The organism is Roseibium sp. (assembly GCF_039982295.1).
In the GTDB taxonomy this organism is placed as follows: domain Bacteria; phylum Pseudomonadota; class Alphaproteobacteria; order Rhizobiales; family Stappiaceae; genus Roseibium.
The window spans coordinates 61,716-79,147 of the sequence record NZ_JBDWYP010000055.1 but is presented as its reverse complement, the minus strand read 5'-3'; the positions used below and the strand labels follow the sequence as shown (position 1 = coordinate 79,147).

At 55.7% G+C, this 17,432-nt stretch carries 15 protein-coding genes and 2 pseudogenes; 10 read left to right on the top strand and 7 right to left on the bottom strand.

Annotation, left to right across the window (positions count from 1 at the left end):
- Positions 1 to 431: 431 nt before the first annotated feature.
- From ABJZ52_RS12030 to ABJZ52_RS12005, 6 genes and pseudogenes are all read left to right on the top strand, one after another.
- Positions 432 to 809 carry a DCC1-like thiol-disulfide oxidoreductase family protein gene (locus tag ABJZ52_RS12030; protein WP_348185647.1) on the top strand — a complete coding sequence of 126 codons (378 nt, stop codon included), beginning with the start codon at positions 432 to 434 and terminating at the stop codon, positions 807 to 809.
- A complete protein-coding gene (locus ABJZ52_RS12025) occupies positions 806 to 2,665 on the top strand; it encodes a hypothetical protein (protein ID WP_348185650.1) in 1,860 nt (619 codons plus the stop codon). Before ABJZ52_RS12030 ends, ABJZ52_RS12025 begins: the two co-directional genes overlap by 4 nt.
- Before the next feature lie 55 nt (positions 2,666 to 2,720).
- Positions 2,721 to 3,455: a glycosyltransferase gene (locus tag ABJZ52_RS12020; RefSeq protein ID WP_348185652.1), complete on the top strand. Its 735-nt coding sequence runs from the start codon at positions 2,721 to 2,723 to the stop codon at positions 3,453 to 3,455.
- 181 nt (positions 3,456 to 3,636) lie between these two features.
- Positions 3,637 to 3,930 (top strand): annotated as a pseudogene (locus ABJZ52_RS12015) (FKBP-type peptidyl-prolyl cis-trans isomerase); the annotation flags it as partial.
- Complete coding sequence (locus tag ABJZ52_RS12010) at positions 3,916 to 4,311, top strand: rhodanese-like domain-containing protein (RefSeq protein WP_348199907.1); 396 nt, start codon at positions 3,916 to 3,918, stop codon at positions 4,309 to 4,311. The pseudogene ABJZ52_RS12015 and the gene ABJZ52_RS12010, both read left to right, overlap by 15 nt.
- A gap of 325 nt (positions 4,312 to 4,636) precedes the next feature.
- Entirely contained in the window at positions 4,637 to 6,322 is a 1,686-nt protein-coding gene (locus tag ABJZ52_RS12005) for a cache domain-containing protein (protein WP_348185655.1), read from the top strand.
- A 136-nt stretch (positions 6,323 to 6,458) separates the two neighbouring features.
- Here ABJZ52_RS12005 and ABJZ52_RS12000 read toward each other — a convergent pair whose 3' ends face one another.
- On the bottom strand, positions 6,459 to 7,454 hold the full coding sequence (locus ABJZ52_RS12000) for a DMT family transporter (RefSeq protein WP_348185658.1): 996 nt from the start codon (positions 7,452 to 7,454) through the stop codon (positions 6,459 to 6,461).
- Between the two features lie 146 nt (positions 7,455 to 7,600).
- Here ABJZ52_RS12000 and ABJZ52_RS11995 point away from each other — a divergent pair, with 146 nt between their 5' ends.
- Positions 7,601 to 8,164 (top strand): MarR family transcriptional regulator, encoded by a 564-nt coding sequence (locus ABJZ52_RS11995; protein ID WP_348185660.1) that lies wholly within the window; start codon positions 7,601 to 7,603, stop codon positions 8,162 to 8,164.
- A gap of 23 nt (positions 8,165 to 8,187) precedes the next feature.
- Here ABJZ52_RS11995 and sthA read toward each other — a convergent pair whose 3' ends face one another.
- Positions 8,188 to 9,588, bottom strand: coding sequence for a Si-specific NAD(P)(+) transhydrogenase (gene sthA, locus ABJZ52_RS11990; RefSeq protein WP_348185663.1), 1,401 nt, complete (start codon positions 9,586 to 9,588; stop codon positions 8,188 to 8,190).
- Positions 9,589 to 9,823: 235 nt separating this feature from the next.
- Here sthA and ABJZ52_RS11985 point away from each other — a divergent pair, with 235 nt between their 5' ends.
- From ABJZ52_RS11985 to ABJZ52_RS11975, 3 genes are all read left to right on the top strand, one after another.
- The gene (locus ABJZ52_RS11985) at positions 9,824 to 10,018 is read left to right on the top strand and encodes a hypothetical protein (protein WP_348185666.1); all 195 of its coding nucleotides are present in this window, start codon (positions 9,824 to 9,826) and stop codon (positions 10,016 to 10,018) included.
- A gap of 170 nt (positions 10,019 to 10,188) precedes the next feature.
- Positions 10,189 to 12,366, top strand: coding sequence for an anthranilate synthase component I (locus tag ABJZ52_RS11980; protein WP_348185668.1), 2,178 nt, complete (start codon positions 10,189 to 10,191; stop codon positions 12,364 to 12,366).
- Positions 12,367 to 12,635: 269 nt separating this feature from the next.
- Positions 12,636 to 13,004 carry a hypothetical protein gene (locus ABJZ52_RS11975; protein WP_348185670.1) on the top strand — a complete coding sequence of 123 codons (369 nt, stop codon included), beginning with the start codon at positions 12,636 to 12,638 and terminating at the stop codon, positions 13,002 to 13,004.
- Between the two features lie 87 nt (positions 13,005 to 13,091).
- On the opposite strand, the gene ABJZ52_RS11970 is transcribed toward ABJZ52_RS11975, so the two are convergent.
- The 5 genes and pseudogenes from ABJZ52_RS11970 to ABJZ52_RS11950 form a co-directional block, all read right to left on the bottom strand.
- Positions 13,092 to 14,225 carry a methyl-accepting chemotaxis protein gene (locus ABJZ52_RS11970; protein ID WP_348311466.1) on the bottom strand — a complete coding sequence of 378 codons (1,134 nt, stop codon included), beginning with the start codon at positions 14,223 to 14,225 and terminating at the stop codon, positions 13,092 to 13,094.
- Positions 14,226 to 14,332: 107 nt separating this feature from the next.
- Positions 14,333 to 14,854: pseudogene (locus tag ABJZ52_RS11965) on the bottom strand (PAS domain-containing protein); the annotation flags it as partial.
- A 201-nt stretch (positions 14,855 to 15,055) separates the two neighbouring features.
- Positions 15,056 to 16,147: a metal-dependent hydrolase gene (locus ABJZ52_RS11960; RefSeq protein ID WP_348185673.1), complete on the bottom strand. Its 1,092-nt coding sequence runs from the start codon at positions 16,145 to 16,147 to the stop codon at positions 15,056 to 15,058.
- 162 nt (positions 16,148 to 16,309) lie between these two features.
- Positions 16,310 to 16,762: a hypothetical protein gene (locus ABJZ52_RS11955; RefSeq protein ID WP_348185676.1), complete on the bottom strand. Its 453-nt coding sequence runs from the start codon at positions 16,760 to 16,762 to the stop codon at positions 16,310 to 16,312.
- Positions 16,734 to 17,351: an alpha/beta hydrolase gene (locus ABJZ52_RS11950; RefSeq protein ID WP_348185679.1), complete on the bottom strand. Its 618-nt coding sequence runs from the start codon at positions 17,349 to 17,351 to the stop codon at positions 16,734 to 16,736. Before ABJZ52_RS11950 ends, ABJZ52_RS11955 begins: the two co-directional genes overlap by 29 nt.
- Positions 17,352 to 17,432: the final 81 nt, after the last annotated feature.

Genomic DNA, 17,432 nt, shown 5'->3' with positions numbered 1-17,432 from the left:
ATCGGTTGGATAACGCAGATGGTCCCGGTTATGCTGCCGGCGAGTGATATCATCCCAGGGCATTCGATCCTCCATCTTCTAGACAAAGACGGTTGAATCACAACCCTTTGATATCACTCAACTACTTTTAAATCCGGCTCTAAGGCAGGATCGCGAGAAGATCGAAAAACCAATTCAACTTCTACATCGCTACGCCTTGCAGAAAGAAGCCAGCAGTGGCGGATATGCGTATGATCTCTATCCACACCACATTTGGTCAAACCCCTTCTTGTTCGGCGAGTTCTCCTCGGTATTGCCTTCGGAAATCAATCACTATCTATATAAGACGGAGTCAGTTTGTATTTCCGTCGTCGATGATCGCCCCATGGCGAGGTTCGTACACGAAGATAAAATCGAGATTCCGCTAGTAGCAAAGGTCAAATGACACCGGCATGTCAGGTATCAAGATTATCTACGATGGGGATTGCCCGTTTTGCTCACGCTATGTGGTCATTTCTCGATTGAGGTCATCAGTCGGACCGGTCACACTTGTCAATGCTCGTGAGGGTGGACCAGACGTTGAGAAAGCACTTGCAGACGGCTACGATCTCAATGAAGGCATGCTGGCCTACTACGAAGGGCGCGCATACTACGGCCATGACTGTGTACACTTGATTTCGCTTCTCTCAAGCAGATATGGGCCTCTCAACAAGATAGCGAGCGCACTGTTCTCAAATCGAAGGGTTGCACGCTTCAGCTACCCTCTCCTTCGTTTTGGAAGGAACGTGACCTTGCGCGTGTTAGGTCGAAAGAAGATACAGTCCGCGTGAAACAGCGGCCGATTGTCTCGCAGCAAGACCTTAGCGAAAAAATGCAGTTCGGAATCTCTCAACGAGCCACCATCGAAAAGCCCAAAGCCTGCGCTATCGCAACGACCTTGGCTGAAGCAGAGCTCTTGTTGGCTCTGCCCAACTTAGATGCTCCGATTTTATCCCTTGCGCCGGACGCCACCGTGCGGCTTCAAGAGGCTGGACACAAAGTCGTAGAGCTTGAGGACGTTACCGCGGCTTTCACCCATGGCCGGAATGTGCTGCGCGCAAAGAAGTATCTCGATGACGTCGATAGGAAGCTTCGAGCGCTTGGTTGGCATACGAGCGAAGTCGAAGGCGTTCGGATTTTGCTGTTCAACCTTGTCCCTCCGCTGCTTCTTCTCCAAAAAGCACTGACCGCATGCGAAGAGAATGACCTGACAATTGCAATCGAAGGAGATGTGCTAACTGGTCAGAGTCAGAAGGACGTATTTTTAAAATTCTCCGCACTACTCTCACGTTCTTTCGACGCGTTCTTGCCGTCAACAGAATACGGACGGTTTCATGCACGACTTTGCAAGCTAGCAAACCATCTGATCCTGAAACTCCTTGGAAAACGACCGACGATCTTCCAGCTGGACCGGGCAACTCCTTTTACCAAGAGAGTCTGCAACACACTTGCTGACTCGGACCCAGGTGCCGCGATCGTCTCTGTACGCCCGCCTGGAAAGACCACCTTTGCATCACTCAGGAGGACCCTGAAATCCTTGCTGGCGGCGCGTGCGATCGGCAGTCGCCGGACGGAGATTAGGCTCTTTCGTGCCTACTCCGGCCCATCAGAACCACATTTGACGACCATAGGTCTTACCAGCCTTGTTGATGATGACATGCTGGTCGACCAGGCGATACGAGAGGCCATCGCGCGCTACCTTCCGCATATTTGCAAAGACAGCCAAGCAGGTTGTGAACTTGCTCGGCAAGCTCAGCCGTCATGCCTCGTACTGGATCACCTGATTCAGCCATCCGTCATCCGTGCGGCAATCGACATGACCTCCTCGGGCGCACGGTCCATTATGATCAACCATGGCAGCGACACGGCTCAAACCGGCCGACTTGCCAATCTGGGAGCGCAGCTCTGGGCACGTCATGGCCGTGTCAATATGCCTGGACTTGATACCCTCATTTGCAAGGGGCCGCTGACAGCCTCCCTTTCGCCTGAAGTTATCGACAATAGCCCTGTGATAGGTGCCATCAGCATAGGTCAACGTTACACTGTCGCCCAAAAACAGAATGACGAATTTCTGGTCGTCATGGCAGGCAACTATCGTGAACTACACGGGCACGTTCCCTACGTAACAGAAACCCCTGGAGAGTATCTGCGCGGTCTTCTAGAATTCGCCAGAGCCGCTGCACAAGTGAACAACTTGCGCCTCTTGATCAAACTCAAGCCGAAAAAAGCCGGACTTCCTTTCGAGTGGCTTCAGGAAACGTTGCGGGCGGATGAATTCTCAGGGTCTGTCGAAATTGACACGACCACGCCCTTTGCCGAGCTCTTCGAACGGATGGATCTTCTTGTGGGCAACAATTCGGCCACCCTTCAGGAAGCTCTCGACAATGGCATACCGCTTTTTCTGAACACGTGGCGACGACGCTATTGTCATTTCCCGGCCCAAACCGCCCTTCCGACATCCGACCAACGCGCTCCCGTCTATGCTGTGCGGCATGCCGATGTGCTGGTTCCTATGTTGACCGCCATTCGCGACCGCCACCAGGAACGCCTGACCGCCGAAGAAACCAAAGGCCTTTCATGGCAGCCGGACGACATCGAACGCACCAATGAATTTCTGGCGCGCGCCCTTGATCCTGCCCGGCGATAAAACTAGACAGTTCATTCAGGTTTTGAACAGTTCAGCATCGAAAGAGAGCTAAAACATGCATGACAGTGTTGTCAGGATTTTCGTGGGCTACGATCGCCGGATCCATGTTGCGTCAACAACACTCGCGCATTCCATAACGGAACACAGCAGTGTTCCAGTTAGTGTCCTGCCGCTGAATCTTCGCAATATGAAAGATATTTTCTGGCGAAACACGGATCCAAACCAGTCGACAGAGTTCTCGTTTTCCCGTTTTTTGACGCCTTATCTTTCGGGTTTCACCGGCTGGTCCATCTTTATGGACAACGACATCGTCTACCTTGATGATATTGCCAAGCTTTGGGCGCTGCGAGATGACAAATACTCTGTCATGTGCGTGAAGCACGATCACAACCCGACCGAAGACACGAAATTTCTTGGCGAAAAGCAGACCAGGTACGAAAAAAAGAACTGGTCCAGCGTGATCTTGTTCAACAACGCGAAGTGTACCGCGCTGACCCCCGACTACGTGAATTCTGCGACCGGCCTTCAGCTCCATCAGTTCAAATGGCTCGAGGGTGATCACCTGATCGGCGAAATTCCAGCGAACTGGAATTATCTCGCCGACTACACCAAAGGCGTCGAGACACCGCAGGCCGTCCACTTTACGGACGGAGGACCCTGGTATCCAGAAACGGAAAACGCGGAATACGCGGCGAAATGGTTCGAGGCCTTCCGCTCGGCGAATTACTGTGAAGTGGCCGACCTCGACAAGCTGCTTGAGATGACCAAACGCAGCGAAGCTAAGTCCTGAACCAAGCGGCCATTTTTGCGGATGGCTTTGACTTCGCCGTTTTGACAGGGCGTGGTCTGCGGTGTTAATCATCCAGACGAGGTTTTAAATGCTCAGACCTATCATCGCAGCGGCTGTTTCCGCCTTGCTCTTGTTCATCCTGCCGGCCCAGGCGGAGGAGCTCAAGGTCACGGATATCACGATCGGCACCGGAGAAGAGGCAAACGTCGGCGAAACGGTGGTGGTGCATTACACTGGCTGGCTGATGGACGGCACGAAGTTCGATTCCAGCCATGATCGCAATCAACCCTTCTCGTTCACCCTCGGTGAACGACGTGTCATTCCCGGCTGGGAACAGGGCGTTGAAGGCATGAAAGTCGGTGGCAAGCGCGAATTGATCATTCCGCCGGAACTTGGCTATGGCCGCCGGGGCGCAGGCAACATCATCCCACCAAATGCAACGCTGAAGTTCGAGGTTGAGCTGCTCGAGGTCAAGGGCAAGAAATTTTCCGACATCAGCAATGATGAACTGAAAGCGAAACTGGCGACCGGGATACCGGTCGTCGACATCCGGCGGCCAGATGAGTGGAAGGCCACCGGTGTTCTGGCTGGCAGCCATCTGATTACGTTTTTCGATAAAAAAGGCCAGGTCAACCCGGCCTTCGGAGACGAACTGCAGAAAGTAATCGCCGGACCTGGCGAGGAGATCATTTTCATTTGTCAGTCGGGCAATCGCAGTTCAGTGCTGTCCCAACACCTTTCGGAAAAGGCCGGCTTCACTCAAATCGCAAATGTCCAGAACGGCATCGCAAGCTGGATCGAAGCTGAAGGCGCGGTGGAGCCCGCAAACCTTCCGGACAATTGCTGGCTTTGCTAACCTCTCATCAGCGTTGCGTGTCGTTTTGGAGACCACGACGCCCTTCATCTCAATTAGTTCGCTTAATACGCCTCCATGAAGCGTGCGTGTTTCGGTTGCCGTATCAGCCTACGAAAATGAATAACCACTCATAAAGAAACACCTATAGATTCCATCAATCGGCTTATTCTGGAAATCCAATAATTGTCAAAAAAACTATTTTTAAAAATTCGACATTCGGCACCAGCCCTGATGTAAACACTCGAGTTCTCAGAACATGGATTCTTCACCTTTATTTTAGCTTTCCATCAGAGAAGGAAGATAGTTATCCTTCCAGGAGAGAGTGATGATCCTCGATCGTTTTAGAATTGGCATCAAGATCTGGTTTCCCGTAATCACGCTTGGTGTCGTGGCGGTGGCCCTCTTGAGCTTCGAACTGTTCAAACTGCGTTCAACACTTTTCGAAGAACGTGCAGCCAAAGCCAGAACGGTCGTCGAATTCTCAAGCTCGATTGCAGACTATTTCCACGGTCTTGAGCAGAGCGGTGAGCTCACCCGTCAAGAGGCGATGGCGCAAGCGGGAAATATCATTCGTGCTGCGACCTACGATGGCAAGAATTATGCTTTCGTAATCGGTCCGAATGGCGACCGGATTGTCAGCTCAAATCCCAAACTCGAAGGCAAGAACGCCTGGGATGCCCAAGACAAGAACGGCAAGTACCACATTCGTGAAATGATCCAGGTCGCCAACAATGGCGGCGGCTTGCTCTACTATAGCTGGACCCGCAAGGATGAGGAAATTCCGGTACCCAAGGCAACCTGGGCCGACCTCTATGAGCCATGGGGATGGATCTTTGCCACCGGCAACTACGTCGACGACATTGAAGCCACCTTCTTCTCGCAGATGATCAAGACGGCTGGCCTTGTTCTGGTTGGCGCACTCTTGGCAGGAGCCGTGGCTTTCGCCGCTATTCGGAACATTGCCGCTCCGCTCAAGGCGCTGACCCGTAACATGCAGGCCCTTGCAAGGGGCGACACAGAGATAGATATCGGGAGCGCAAACCGCGGCGACGAAATCGGCGAGATGGCTTCTGCCATGGAAACCTTCGTCGAAAATGAGCATTCCCGTCGCGTGCTCGAGTCCGACCAGACCGAACGTCAGCAGCAGGATCTCGTAAGATCCGGGAATATCCAGACCCTCTCGGCCGATTTCGAAGTTCAGGTTCGCGGTCTGCTCGACACGATCACCGGATCGGTTACAGGTCTCCAGGAAGCGTCAACCAGCCTGAACGAAGGCGCCAAACAGACCACCGATCAAAGTGAAGCCGTCGCCGGTGCAGCTGCAAGCGCGTCACAAAACACGGAAACGGTCGCAGCAGCGGCAGAAGAGCTGACGGCGTCCGTAACCGAGATCAGCCGCCAGGTCGGCACGTCTGCCGAAATTGCATCGCAGGCCTCATCTCAGGCCGTTCAGACCAATGAACGCATCCAAGGCCTTTCAGAGGCTGCCGGCCGCATTGGTGAAGTTGTAACCCTGATCCAGGCGATCGCAGAGCAAACGAACCTTCTGGCGCTCAACGCAACGATCGAGGCGGCACGCGCCGGGGAAGCTGGCAAAGGTTTTGCCGTTGTGGCCTCTGAGGTTAAGGAACTAGCAACTCAGACGTCCAAGGCAACCGAGGAAATTTCGAGCCAAATCTCGTCGATCCAGGAAGAAACCAGCAAAGCCGTTGATGCCATTGCGGACATCACCGAGACAGTCGGGAAAATCAACGATATCACGACCGGAATCACTGCGGCTGTCCAGCAGCAGGGAGAAGCCACGACGGATATTGCGAAGAACATTCAGCAAGCCGCATCCGGTACACAGGAAGTTTCCGAGAATATCTCGGGCGTGTCCCAGGCGGCGACCGTCACCAACGAGGCCGCAGACACCGTTTACTCGGCAAGCCAGAGCCTGGAGCGCGAAGCGCACCAACTCCGCGATCATGTTGCCGCCTTCCTCGACGGTATCAAGGCGAACGCCGCCTAAAGTTCACAGATCCGAGAAACGCTTCATCTAGCGCAAGCGCCGCGGCCTCCAAAGCCGCGGCGCTTTTTTTTGACCACCAAATCAGAGGACCTTTGCGCGGGCCAACAGCTGACGCCAATTCACAAGGGGCACCAGGTTACCTTGTGCGACTGACGACGTAGACCCCCGCCGCGATCGCCATTGCGGCGAGCAGCTTTTCTGCTCCTGGCACTTCCCCAAACACGATGTATCCCAACGCCAGTCCGACAACGGCCGCAACAGAGCCAATCTGACTAAGATAGACCGGTCCTGCCAGCTCCTGTAGCTGGAAATAGAGCGCATAGAGCGTTGAAAACAGCCCCACCTGCGCGGCAAGCAACGCCATCGTCGGCCAATCATATCTGACAGGCGCAAGATCGGTTCCCAGCGCAGCGTTCAAAACCGACAGCGTGACAAATCCAAAGGCCATCATGCCTGCAGACAGCAGTTGCGGACTTGCCGCTTCTGGCCAATAGGCACTGCGATAGATGTTGCCGATACTGACAAGCACAGGCATGGTCAGAGCCGCCAGATACCAGACCGCATTGCCGGTTGCCTGGCCAAGTCCCTGCCAGGCCAGAAGAATGCCGCCAGCAACCCCGAGGCCAACTCCGCTCAGGCGCCTGCCGTTCAGTCTTTCCCGTCCCAACACCACGGAGAGCGCGTAGGTCAGAACCAGCGGAAAGGCAAAGCACAAGGCGATGAAGCCGACACCGACATGGCGTGCCGAGGCATATGCCAATGCGTTGGGAACAGCGAACAGCAAGCCGGAGGCCGCGCAGTAGAGCGTCAACTGGCGAGCCCTTGCGACGTTCAACCGAACCTGCCTCTCCTCAGGGCGCCCACGAGCTGATCCAGCCTTCCGACACCCCACGACTGCAAATTGAACCGCAGCCGTTCCCAACAAAGACCATTGCAGCAGCGCGACAGGCGACCATCCTGCGGAAGGTGCCCATTTGGCAAACACGGCCGATGTTGCGAGCAATGCTCCTACGATCATCAGCAGCACAACCGCCGCCGGAATTGCGCGCGCCGGACCTTCTCCTAACAAGGTCCTGTCTGCCTCCCTTGTTCCCGGGATTCCCTCTCCGTCTCGTTCCGTCGACGCCGTCATTTTGAAATCCTTTGCGCTGTCACAGCTTCTCGCTGATTTCAGCTATATCGGATTATTTATCTTGATATCAAGATACTTATAATAAAGATTCTTGCAATTTGACAAAACAGAACCAAGCCGCCATCACATTCAAAGGCAAAACCGAGATGAGAACACCGATGGTGGAAGAGGCTAAAATCGCCCGGAAGAGCGATGTAACCAGTTCGAAAAACGAACCGGCAGGTGATCGTGCAGCCGTTGCCAGAGATCAATGGAACCTGGAAATTCCAGGGCTGGACCTGGCACCCATGGTGCTGCTTGGCCGCCTCAATGAAGCATCCCACGTTGTGTCCACCGAGCATCTGGCACCCATCTTCAAGGCGGCAGGACTGAAACAGGGGGAGTTCGATGTGTTGGCGACCCTTGTTCGCTCGGGACCACCCTACAAGTTGATGCCGACCGAGCTCTACAGGTCAACCATGATGAGCTCCGGTGGCATGACCGCCCGGCTGGACCGGCTGGAGAAGGCTGGACACATTACCCGCTGTCCACATCCGGAGGACCGGCGTGCGCTCATGGTCTGCCTGACGGACCAGGGCCTGAAGCTCATCAAGGGCATGATGCCGGACTATATCGCCTGCCAGCAAAAGACAGTGAGTGGCCTGAATGCCGCGGAGGTCGAACAACTTTCTCTGCTGCTGGAGAAATTCATCGCCTCAACTGCACGGTAAAGCGTCATGAGGCTTTACCTCGTTCACTCCTCGATGATCGGCATCCTGTTCCAGGCGTCGAGTGCGGCGATCTTGTAGGCCTCCGCGAGGGTCGGATAATTGAAGGTGTTCTCGACGAAATATTCGAGCGTGCCCTTAAGGTTCAAAACGGCCTGTCCAATGTGGATCAGCTCGGTCGCTCCCTCACCCACGATGTGGCAGCCCAGAAGACGGCGGGTCTTCAGGGAGAAGATCATTTTGAGCATGCCGGAATTCAGGCCCATGATATGGCCTCGCGAGGTTTCCCGGAAGCGGGCAATGCCACACTCGTATGGAATGCCCCGCTCCTTCACCTCTTCTTCGGTCATGCCGACAGTCGAGATTTCCGGCACAGCATAGATGCCATAGGGAAAATACTCCGGCGGGTCATAGGCCTTTTCGCCGAGTGCATGACAGGTCGCAATCCGGCCTTGTTCCATGGACGTCGAGGCCAGGCTTGGAAAACCAATCACGTCGCCTGCCGCAAAAATATGTTCTACGTCCGTCTGAAAAGTCTGCGCATCCACCTTCAGTCGCCCGCGGTGATCCACTGTCAGGCCGCAGGCATCAAGGTTGAGCGGTTTCGTGTTGCCCATGCGACCAGCGGCAAAGAGCACCACATTGGACCGGATGCAACGACCGCCTTCCAGCTCGATCTCGCATTTTCCCGGACCATGTTTGGTGATCTTTTCGACCTTTGACCCAAAACGCATGACAATGCCGCGATCCCGCAGCTCGTGCGTAAAGTCTGCCACCAGCTCGCTGTCGATGAAATCGAGCATCGTGTCGCGTGGCTCGATCAGGGTGACGTGCACATCAAGCGCAGAGAATATGGTCGCATACTCGATGCCGATCACGCCCGCGCCGATCACGGCGATAGACCGAGGCAGGTCGACCAGCTCGAGGATTTCGTCGCTGTCTAGAATATATTCCCCGTCGAACGGCACATAGTCCGGCCGGAAAGGCTGTGTTCCAACGGCAATCAGGAACTTGTCCGAAGAGAAATGGAACGTCTCGCCCGCCTCGCCTTCAACCTCGATACTCTTCTCATCGACGAATTTCGCTTCGCCTCGAAGCGTTGACACCTGGTTGCGCGCGAACTGGTGCTCGAGCACCTCGATCTCGTGGTTCAATGTAATGTGTAAACGGGCGCGCAAGTCATCTGCGGAAATGTCCTGCTTGACCCGATAGGACCGCCCATAGAAGCCACGCTCGCGCCAGCCCGAAAGATTCAGCGCCGTCTCGCGCAGGGTCTTGGAGGGGATTGTTCCCGTGTGAACCGACACGCCACCGACCCGGCGACCGCGTTCAACCACCAGAACGTCGCGCCCGAACTTGGCCGCCTGAATGGCGGCGCGGCGCCCGGCAGGCCCGCTGCCGATCACAATCAGATCATAGTGTTCCATGTATCAGCGCCCCATGCTGCGATTACGTCGCGGTCACTCTCCAGACCTCACGGAGCACAGCCTTGCCGAAAAAGATGAACGTGATGTCAAAAGCTATTGATATTCGGTATTTGAAGCGGATTTCACCGGTGAGAAACTGCATTGGTGTTCGGCGACACACAATTCAGCCGTCACTTTCAGCTCAGAACAGAGATGTCAGACACCGAGTCACAAACGAAAACCTTACAGGGCGAAGATGGGACACCAAGCCGCTCCAACACTCATCCGAGCCAACTTCGCCTACGGACAGAGCCACCTCACCGCGACACCTCATTTCCTGATTGCGACTTCCGTTTCGATCCGCTATGCCATTTCCCATGAACATGATCGCGATCCAGACTTGGTGGTGGCGGGACGCTTAATTGGCGGCCAGAGCTTTTCCATGTCTTGAACGTGATCAAAGCAGACAAAAGGCCGCCGCGGGTTTCCGCTGGCGGCCTTTGTTTTGTCTGAGCAGTTCATTTGACCGGGCGTCGGCCTCACCAGGCGGTGAGCACTCCGAGGCCCTAGAAAATTTCAGGGCGTGTTTCCAACCACGCCCACACCAGAGGATGAGTTACCATGCAGGCACTGGCTGACCAGACATTCAACTGCGAAAGCGGGATCACCATTTCCAGAACGTCCCGCACGTCCGATTATGAAGCCGGCACGTCCGCGTGGATTGACCGGTTGGATGCAGAACGTGGCGCGGTCCTGGCATCCTCCTATGAATATCCAGGACGCTACACCCGTTGGGACATGGCCCTGGTCAACCCGCCGCTGGTGATGGAAGCCAATGACCGGACCGTCGAAATCAGAGCGCTCAACGAACGCGGCAAGATCCTCATGCCAGCGGTCATCCGGGCCCTGAGAGCGCATCCAGATGTGGCAGCCTTCTCGAACTCGGACGAACGCATCGACCTCACTGTGAAGAAGCCTGACCGGGAGTTCCAGGAGGAAGAACGTTCGCGTCAGCCCTCGACCTTCTCGATCGTTCGAGCGCTTAAAGACCTCTTTGCTTGCGACGACGATCAGCTCGGCCTCTATGGCGCGTTCGGCTATGATATTGCTTTCCAGTTCGAACCCATTGACCTGAAGCTGGAGCGGCCAGGAGACCAGAGGGACGTTGTCCTGTTCCTGCCCGATGAAATCATGATCGTCGACCACCACGGCAAGCGTGCTTACGTGCTCGAATATGACTTTGAGGTTGATGGCAAGAGCACCAAGGGACTGCCACGCGACGGCGACAAAAGCCCTTACATGCCGGCCAATGAAGACCCGGGCCGGGGCGACCACGAGCCAGGCGAATATGCCAAGCTGGTTCACAAGGCCAAAGACTACTTCCGCCGCGGCGATCTGTTCGAAACGGTTCCCGGCCAGACCTTCTATGAAGCCTGCCCGAACCTACCATCGGCCGTTTCCCGGCGGCTTCAGCAGATCAATCCGTCGCCTTATTCCTTCTTCTTTAATCTGGGAAACCGCGAATACCTCGTCGGCGCTTCCCCTGAGATGTATGTTCGGGTGACCGGCGGACGCCGAGTCGAGACCTGCCCGATTTCAGGCACCATCCGGCGCGGCAAGAACGCGATCGAGGACGAAGCTCAAATCCGCAAGCTTCTGAATTCGGCCAAGGATGAAGCCGAACTGACCATGTGTTCGGACGTTGACCGCAACGACAAGAGCCGGGTCTCTGTTCCAGGTTCGGTGAAGGTCATCGGGCGCCGGCAGATCGAGATGTACTCGCGTCTGATCCATACGGTCGACCACATCGAGGGTATCTTGCGCGAGGACATGGATGCGCTGGACGCCTTTCTATCCCACACATGGGCGGTGACCGTTACCGGTGCACCGAAACGCTGGGCGATGGAGTTCATCGAGCAGAATGAAAAGAGCCCGCGCGCCTGGTATGGCGGCGCCATCGGCGCCGTGCTCTTCAACGGCGACATGAACACCGGCCTGACGCTCCGGACGGTCCGGATCAAGGACGGCGTCGCGCAGATCCGCGCTGGCGCAACACTGCTTTACGACAGTGTTCCCGAGGACGAAGAAGCTGAAACCGAACTCAAGGCGGAAGCCATGCGCGCTGCCGTTCGCGAGGCAGGACTGGCGACCAAGACCGAGGACAAGACCCAAAAGGCAAAGCTTGGCGAAAACCTCAAAATATTGCTGGTCGATCATGAGGACAGCTTCGTCCACACGCTTGCGAACTATTTCCGCCAGACCGGTGCAGAGGTCGTGACCTATCGCTCGCCCGTCGCCGACCACGTGTTTTATGACGTCAATCCCGACCTCGTCGTGCTGTCGCCTGGTCCCGGCTCGCCAAAGGACTTCGATTGTGCGGCAACCATCGGCCGGGCACGTTCGCGTGGGTTGCCAATCTTTGGTGTCTGCCTGGGCCTTCAGGCGCTCACCGAAGCGCTTGGCGGCGAACTTGGCCAGCTTGACGTTCCGATGCATGGAAAGCCGTCCCCGATCTCGATTTCCGGCAACTCCCTACTGTTTGATGGCCTCGACGCGCCGGTCATCGTCGGCCGCTACCATTCGCTTTTTGCCAAGAAAGACAAGTTGCCCTCAGGCTTCCGGATCACAGCCGAGACAGAGGATGATGTCGTCATGGCCATCGAGCATGACGAAGAGCCGATCGCGGCGGTTCAGTTTCACCCCGAGAGCATCATGTCTCTCGATCAGGATGCCGGCCACAAGATTATCGAGAATGTCGTCAGTCGACTGGCCAAGGCGAAGACCCTGGAACCGACCTGAGCAAACATCTGCGTCTGGACAGTTCAAGGCGGGCCTCGGTCCGCCTTTTTCTTTATTAACGCGCGCTCGCGCGGGCCCGTGTGGAACGCACAGTTGCTCCATTGGTTGCCGCCTGCGACAGCCCTTGCACCAAAATTTTCGTGATCACTTTTTTCGGAACGATCCCGGCATTCTGTGTGTTTGCCCCCCGAGCGCCGAGGCTGAATAAGAGCTTCACATCCTGACAAAGATCAGCACACGGCGCCGCAACAACAAAGGAGCAACTCACTATGCGTTTTACAAAGACCCTTTTCGCAGGCCTCTTCGCTTCCACGGCCATGATCGGCGCCGCACAGGCAGATGGCAAAATGCTCGGTGACGCCAATGGCGATGAACTCATCCGCCCGAGCGCTGCCGTTCAGGCCGAAGTTGAGGCAGACGCACCAGCCAAGCCTGTCGAAAAGAGCGAAGCAGTGACCGGTGACGCAAATGGCGACCGTCTGATCCTGCCAGGCGCTTCCGCTGCCGCGAATGCAGAAGCGCGCATGGACGAAGCAAACGACGTTCCGGCACGTGGTGCCAAGGACATGGTCGGTGATCTGAACGGCGAAGAAAAGCTGAAGATCCGCCGTGAGCTGGAAAACCGCTCCGACTCATAAGTCGAGGTTTCTGACCGATGTAAAAAACCGCGCAGGCTCTCTGCGCGGTTTTTTTGCCTTTTCTTCGAGCCCTCATTTCAGGAACCGCTACCCGACCTTTCTCGCCGTCTCCAGAAAGCTGATCATTTGTTCACGAAGTTGCTGAAGGTTGAGCTCCTGCTGCTTGAGATTGCCAGCGGCACCGACAACCCTTCCGCTAACCTCATGTGTCTCTGCAGTTGCCGACTGAACACCCACGATGCTTGCGGTGACGTTTGTCGCACCGGCAGCCGCATCTTCGACATTTTGCGCAATTTCACCAGTCGCCTCGGTCTGTTGATCCACCGCTGCAGCAATGGCAGAAGAGATCTCACTCACGCGTTCGATCGCATCGCTGATCTCGGCATTGGCGTCGACCGCATTGGCGGTGACGGACTGTAGAGCAGAAATTTGCGCGTTGATATCTTCGGTCGCATTGGCCGTCTGGCTGGCCAGCGCCTTGACCTCCTGTGCAACGATGGCAAACCCTCGACCCATTTCACCCGCCCGGGCCGCCTCAATGGTGGCGTTCAGGGCAAGCAGGTTGGTTTGGGCAGCGATGTCGTTGATCAGCTGAACGACTTCACCGATTTTCATCGAACTGCGGGAAAGACTGTCGATTTCCCGGCTCATTGTACGGGATTTGTTCACGGCACCGTTGGCAATCTCGGCTGCAGACACGACCTGTCGGTTGATTTCCGTGATGGAGCTCGTCAGCTCTTCTGTAGAAGCAGCAACACTGTGCATGTTGGTGGAGGCTTCTTCTGCACCGGCGGCCACCATGACCGATTGCTCGTTTGCTTCGGAGCACGCACGGGCGACGTTTTCCGAGACCACATTCAGGTCGCCAACTGTAACAGTTACCGACTGAACCACGTCCTGAAGCTGGTCTTCAAAATCAGATCCAAGCCTGCAGAAGTCGTCATGCCTCTCCTTGATCGACAGCGTGGCCGTGTTGATACTGGTTGCCGCCTCCTTGAAGCTCCCCGCCATCCCCTTTTCAGAAATCAGACGGAAATGTTGATTACGGCCAACATAGTCGAGGCAAGCCTTGGACTCGCGCAAGTAAGCGTCAGTACGATCTATCAGGAGATTGATCGCATGCATGAGCTCTGCCGCTTCGCCAGTTTCCGAAATATTGGTGATCCGCGCCTCGAAGTCGCCATCAGCCACAGCGCGGCAGACGGATATGGCTTTCCTCAAGGAGGATTTTTTCAAACCTGAAAACATGTCGATTGTTCCAATTGAATTGCCTGGTCACGGGGATGGGGCGGCTGTCCCTCGCGGCTCGCGCGCAAGTGAGGTTTTCCCAGCGTTGCGATGTATTCATCGTAGGCGACGCCTTCACGCGCGAGCAGATCCATCATCATCTGCTCCCCGGCCAGCATGCCGGCCTTGCGGTCACCGTGACGTGTTTCCTCACGTAGAAGATCGCGATAAAGCGGGATAATCTGAGCTTCGAGGATCTTGCGATCAGGAACCCTGCGGTTCGAATGATAGCCAATGACACGACCGGACCTGTCTCTGCTCGGTGTAACATGGGCATAGACCCAGTAGTGATCGCCGTACTTGGTCCGATTGATGACATAGGCAAAGATCTCCTGCCCCGCCTCAACCGTTTGCCACAACAACTTGAAGACGCACCGCGGCATCTGGGGATGCCGGATCAGACTGTGCGGCTGACCGAGGACTTCCTTTTCCGTGTAGTCAGCGATTTTAAGAAAAACATCATTCGCGTAAGTGATATGACCCTTCAAATTGGTTTTGCTGACAATGATATCGTTGTCGCCGAAGGTTCTTTCGACCCCAGTAACCGTAACGTTTCTTGGCATGACTATCTGCTGTGTTTTCCGCGGAATATCTGGATTTTTCAGTCAGGATGGACTGCCAGAAGTCTAGGTCCACGCGGATAAACGCTTAGTAAATTCCAACATAGCTAGTAATACCTATAGAGCGGATACGAGCGCTATCCAGGAGCGTCAAATGCCCGAGGCAGAAGCGGGGTTTTCAGCTCATGCCAATCGGGTTCAACCCTAGCCTGCAGGCTGTGTCGGCGCTTCGACATCGCAGGTCATTACGTCGCTGACGTCCAGGCCCTCAACGGCCTCTGCTGCCCGAACTGCCTGCTGCCCCAAGAGCCGTGCGAGCATCCAATCGCCATCCCCATTTGATAGCGCTCTGTGGCTCATTTCGCGTTTCGGGGAAATGGCCTGTGCCCGGTCACCAGTCTGCTCTGCAACGGCGAAGCGAAACACATAGGCCGGCGTCATGCCCATCCTGAGGTCCGAAACAACGACCTGATTTTCGACCATCTCGGCCTTGAAGTACCCGCGGCTAAACCAAGCCAGCTTCTCAAAGGCCTCGTTGTCCTCAAGGCAAGCAGTCAGATCGGGACGCCGTGGATGACTATAGATTTTGGCCGGAGCATCATCATCGAGGAGCGATAGATAAAGGTTGTGATAGGTGCCGTTTTCGATGCCGATCACCTTCCACAGAACGGAATTGAAAGGAGCTGCCAGCGCCATCATCTGATCCGGCTCGATCCCGGCTTCGGCAAAAACGTCCCTGGCCCGGTTTTCCATATGGGATTGAACCGCGACACCAAAGCCAAGATAGGCCGTGCTGAAGACCACTGCCGCCGCTATACCGCGTGAAAAGCCCTTCGACCAATCCTTCTTGAACAATGCCCAGAGGACGATTCCAAGCAGTGGGAGCGTGTAGAGCGGATCAATGATGAAGATGGACCCGACGCCCAGGGGCTCGGGGTAAACAGGCCAGAGAAGCCGGGTGCCGTAGATGGTCATTGCATCCAGCAGCGCATGGGTCGACAGGCATAGAAACACGACCAGCCAGGTCATCCAACGATGATCTCGTAGTCCCTTGAACAGCCTTACAAGCCCCTCTCCAATCAGCGGAGCCGCCAAGCCATGGACAAAGAGAGAATGTGTCCATCCACGGTGGAACACGAAAGTATCGACCGGGTCGTCAAAAGGAATGAATACATCCAGATCCGGCAAGGTTCCAAGAACGCCACCTACGAGCGCCGTTTTTCTCGGACCGAGCTTCTTGCCAAGAACGACGGTCGACACGGCGGCACCAAGAACGAATTGTGTCAGAGAATCCATATGTGAAACGATGTCCGGATGACGACGAGCGGTCTGTTGTGGGGCAACTCTCACTCTGCCATATGCTGTAGCTGCCTGAAATTGCAAGCTTTGCTGTTTAAGCTCATGCGGACAAGGGAAGACGACGGCTTTTCCAGCCGCCGCCTGCAAACGCTCTTGCTCCTAGTTTCCCTGCTCACCACTGAGCTGCAGGAAGTCAGATACCGCGTCGATCACCTGCTGATGGACAACTGCTCGATCTGACCCCGCCGGATTGTCACAGATCGGATCCTCGCCCTCCTCCTGCAGAATGAAGCGTGCCTTGTCCTTGCAAAGCGCAAGAAAAGAGAAATGGTTGGACGGCGCTATTTCAAGGTGAGTGGCGTTTGGCAAGCGATCCGCCATTCCGCTTCCCTGTTGTCCAACGTTCACCTGAAACGGCAGGGTCTCTTGCGATCCCAGATTGATCAGAAGCACCGGTTTTTCCATCGAGGCGATGCTCTCGTCGGTAAACGCATATGGCCAGCCCGGATCGACTGCGATGGTACCGGCGAACCTCGGATCGCCATAGTTTCCGTCGGTCAGTTCGATGTCAACATTCCGGAAATCAACGCCGCCCTTGCCATAAGAAGTCACAGCCCGGCGCTAGCGGATTTTCGGCGCAATAGTCCCCGATCCTGGAGGCCTCAAGCGTCAGGCCAATGCTTTGGAGCGCCGCGCCACCGCCCAGCGAGAAGCCGAGTGAGAAAATTCTGGACCGATCGACCTTAGGACCAAACTCCTGATCATTCAGAAAAAAATCCAGCGCAGCCGACAAGTCATGAACCCGGTCGGCAAAGCGCGTGGACCGCCGCGGGGAACTGTCACCAGAGGTACTGCCCGGGTGATTGACCGCCAGTACCATCGCACCGCGCAGCGCCAGCTCTGACGAGAGCCAACCGAGGCTGTCCATATTGCCACCAGAGCCATGGGAGAGCACAACGAGCGGGAACTTCCCGTCCGCAATCATTGGCCCTATGAGGGCCTTCGTCCCATGAAACAGAGGATTGTCGCCAATCGGCACCGCATAGGTTTTGGAACCGGCAGGATACCAGACAGACCCCTGGATAAGTTGGCTGCGATGACTGGCCTTGATATCAAACCGGTCATAGCCACTGAGCGTTTCGGCATTGGCTCCGGTGACGACAGAACCAAGAAGGCCAGCGGCGAAAAGAAGGTGTTTCATCGAATTGGTCTTTCCTGTGGTGGATCACAGGATGGAGACTGTTGAAACGTGAGACGAAATGCGTCCTAAATCCGGTTCAAG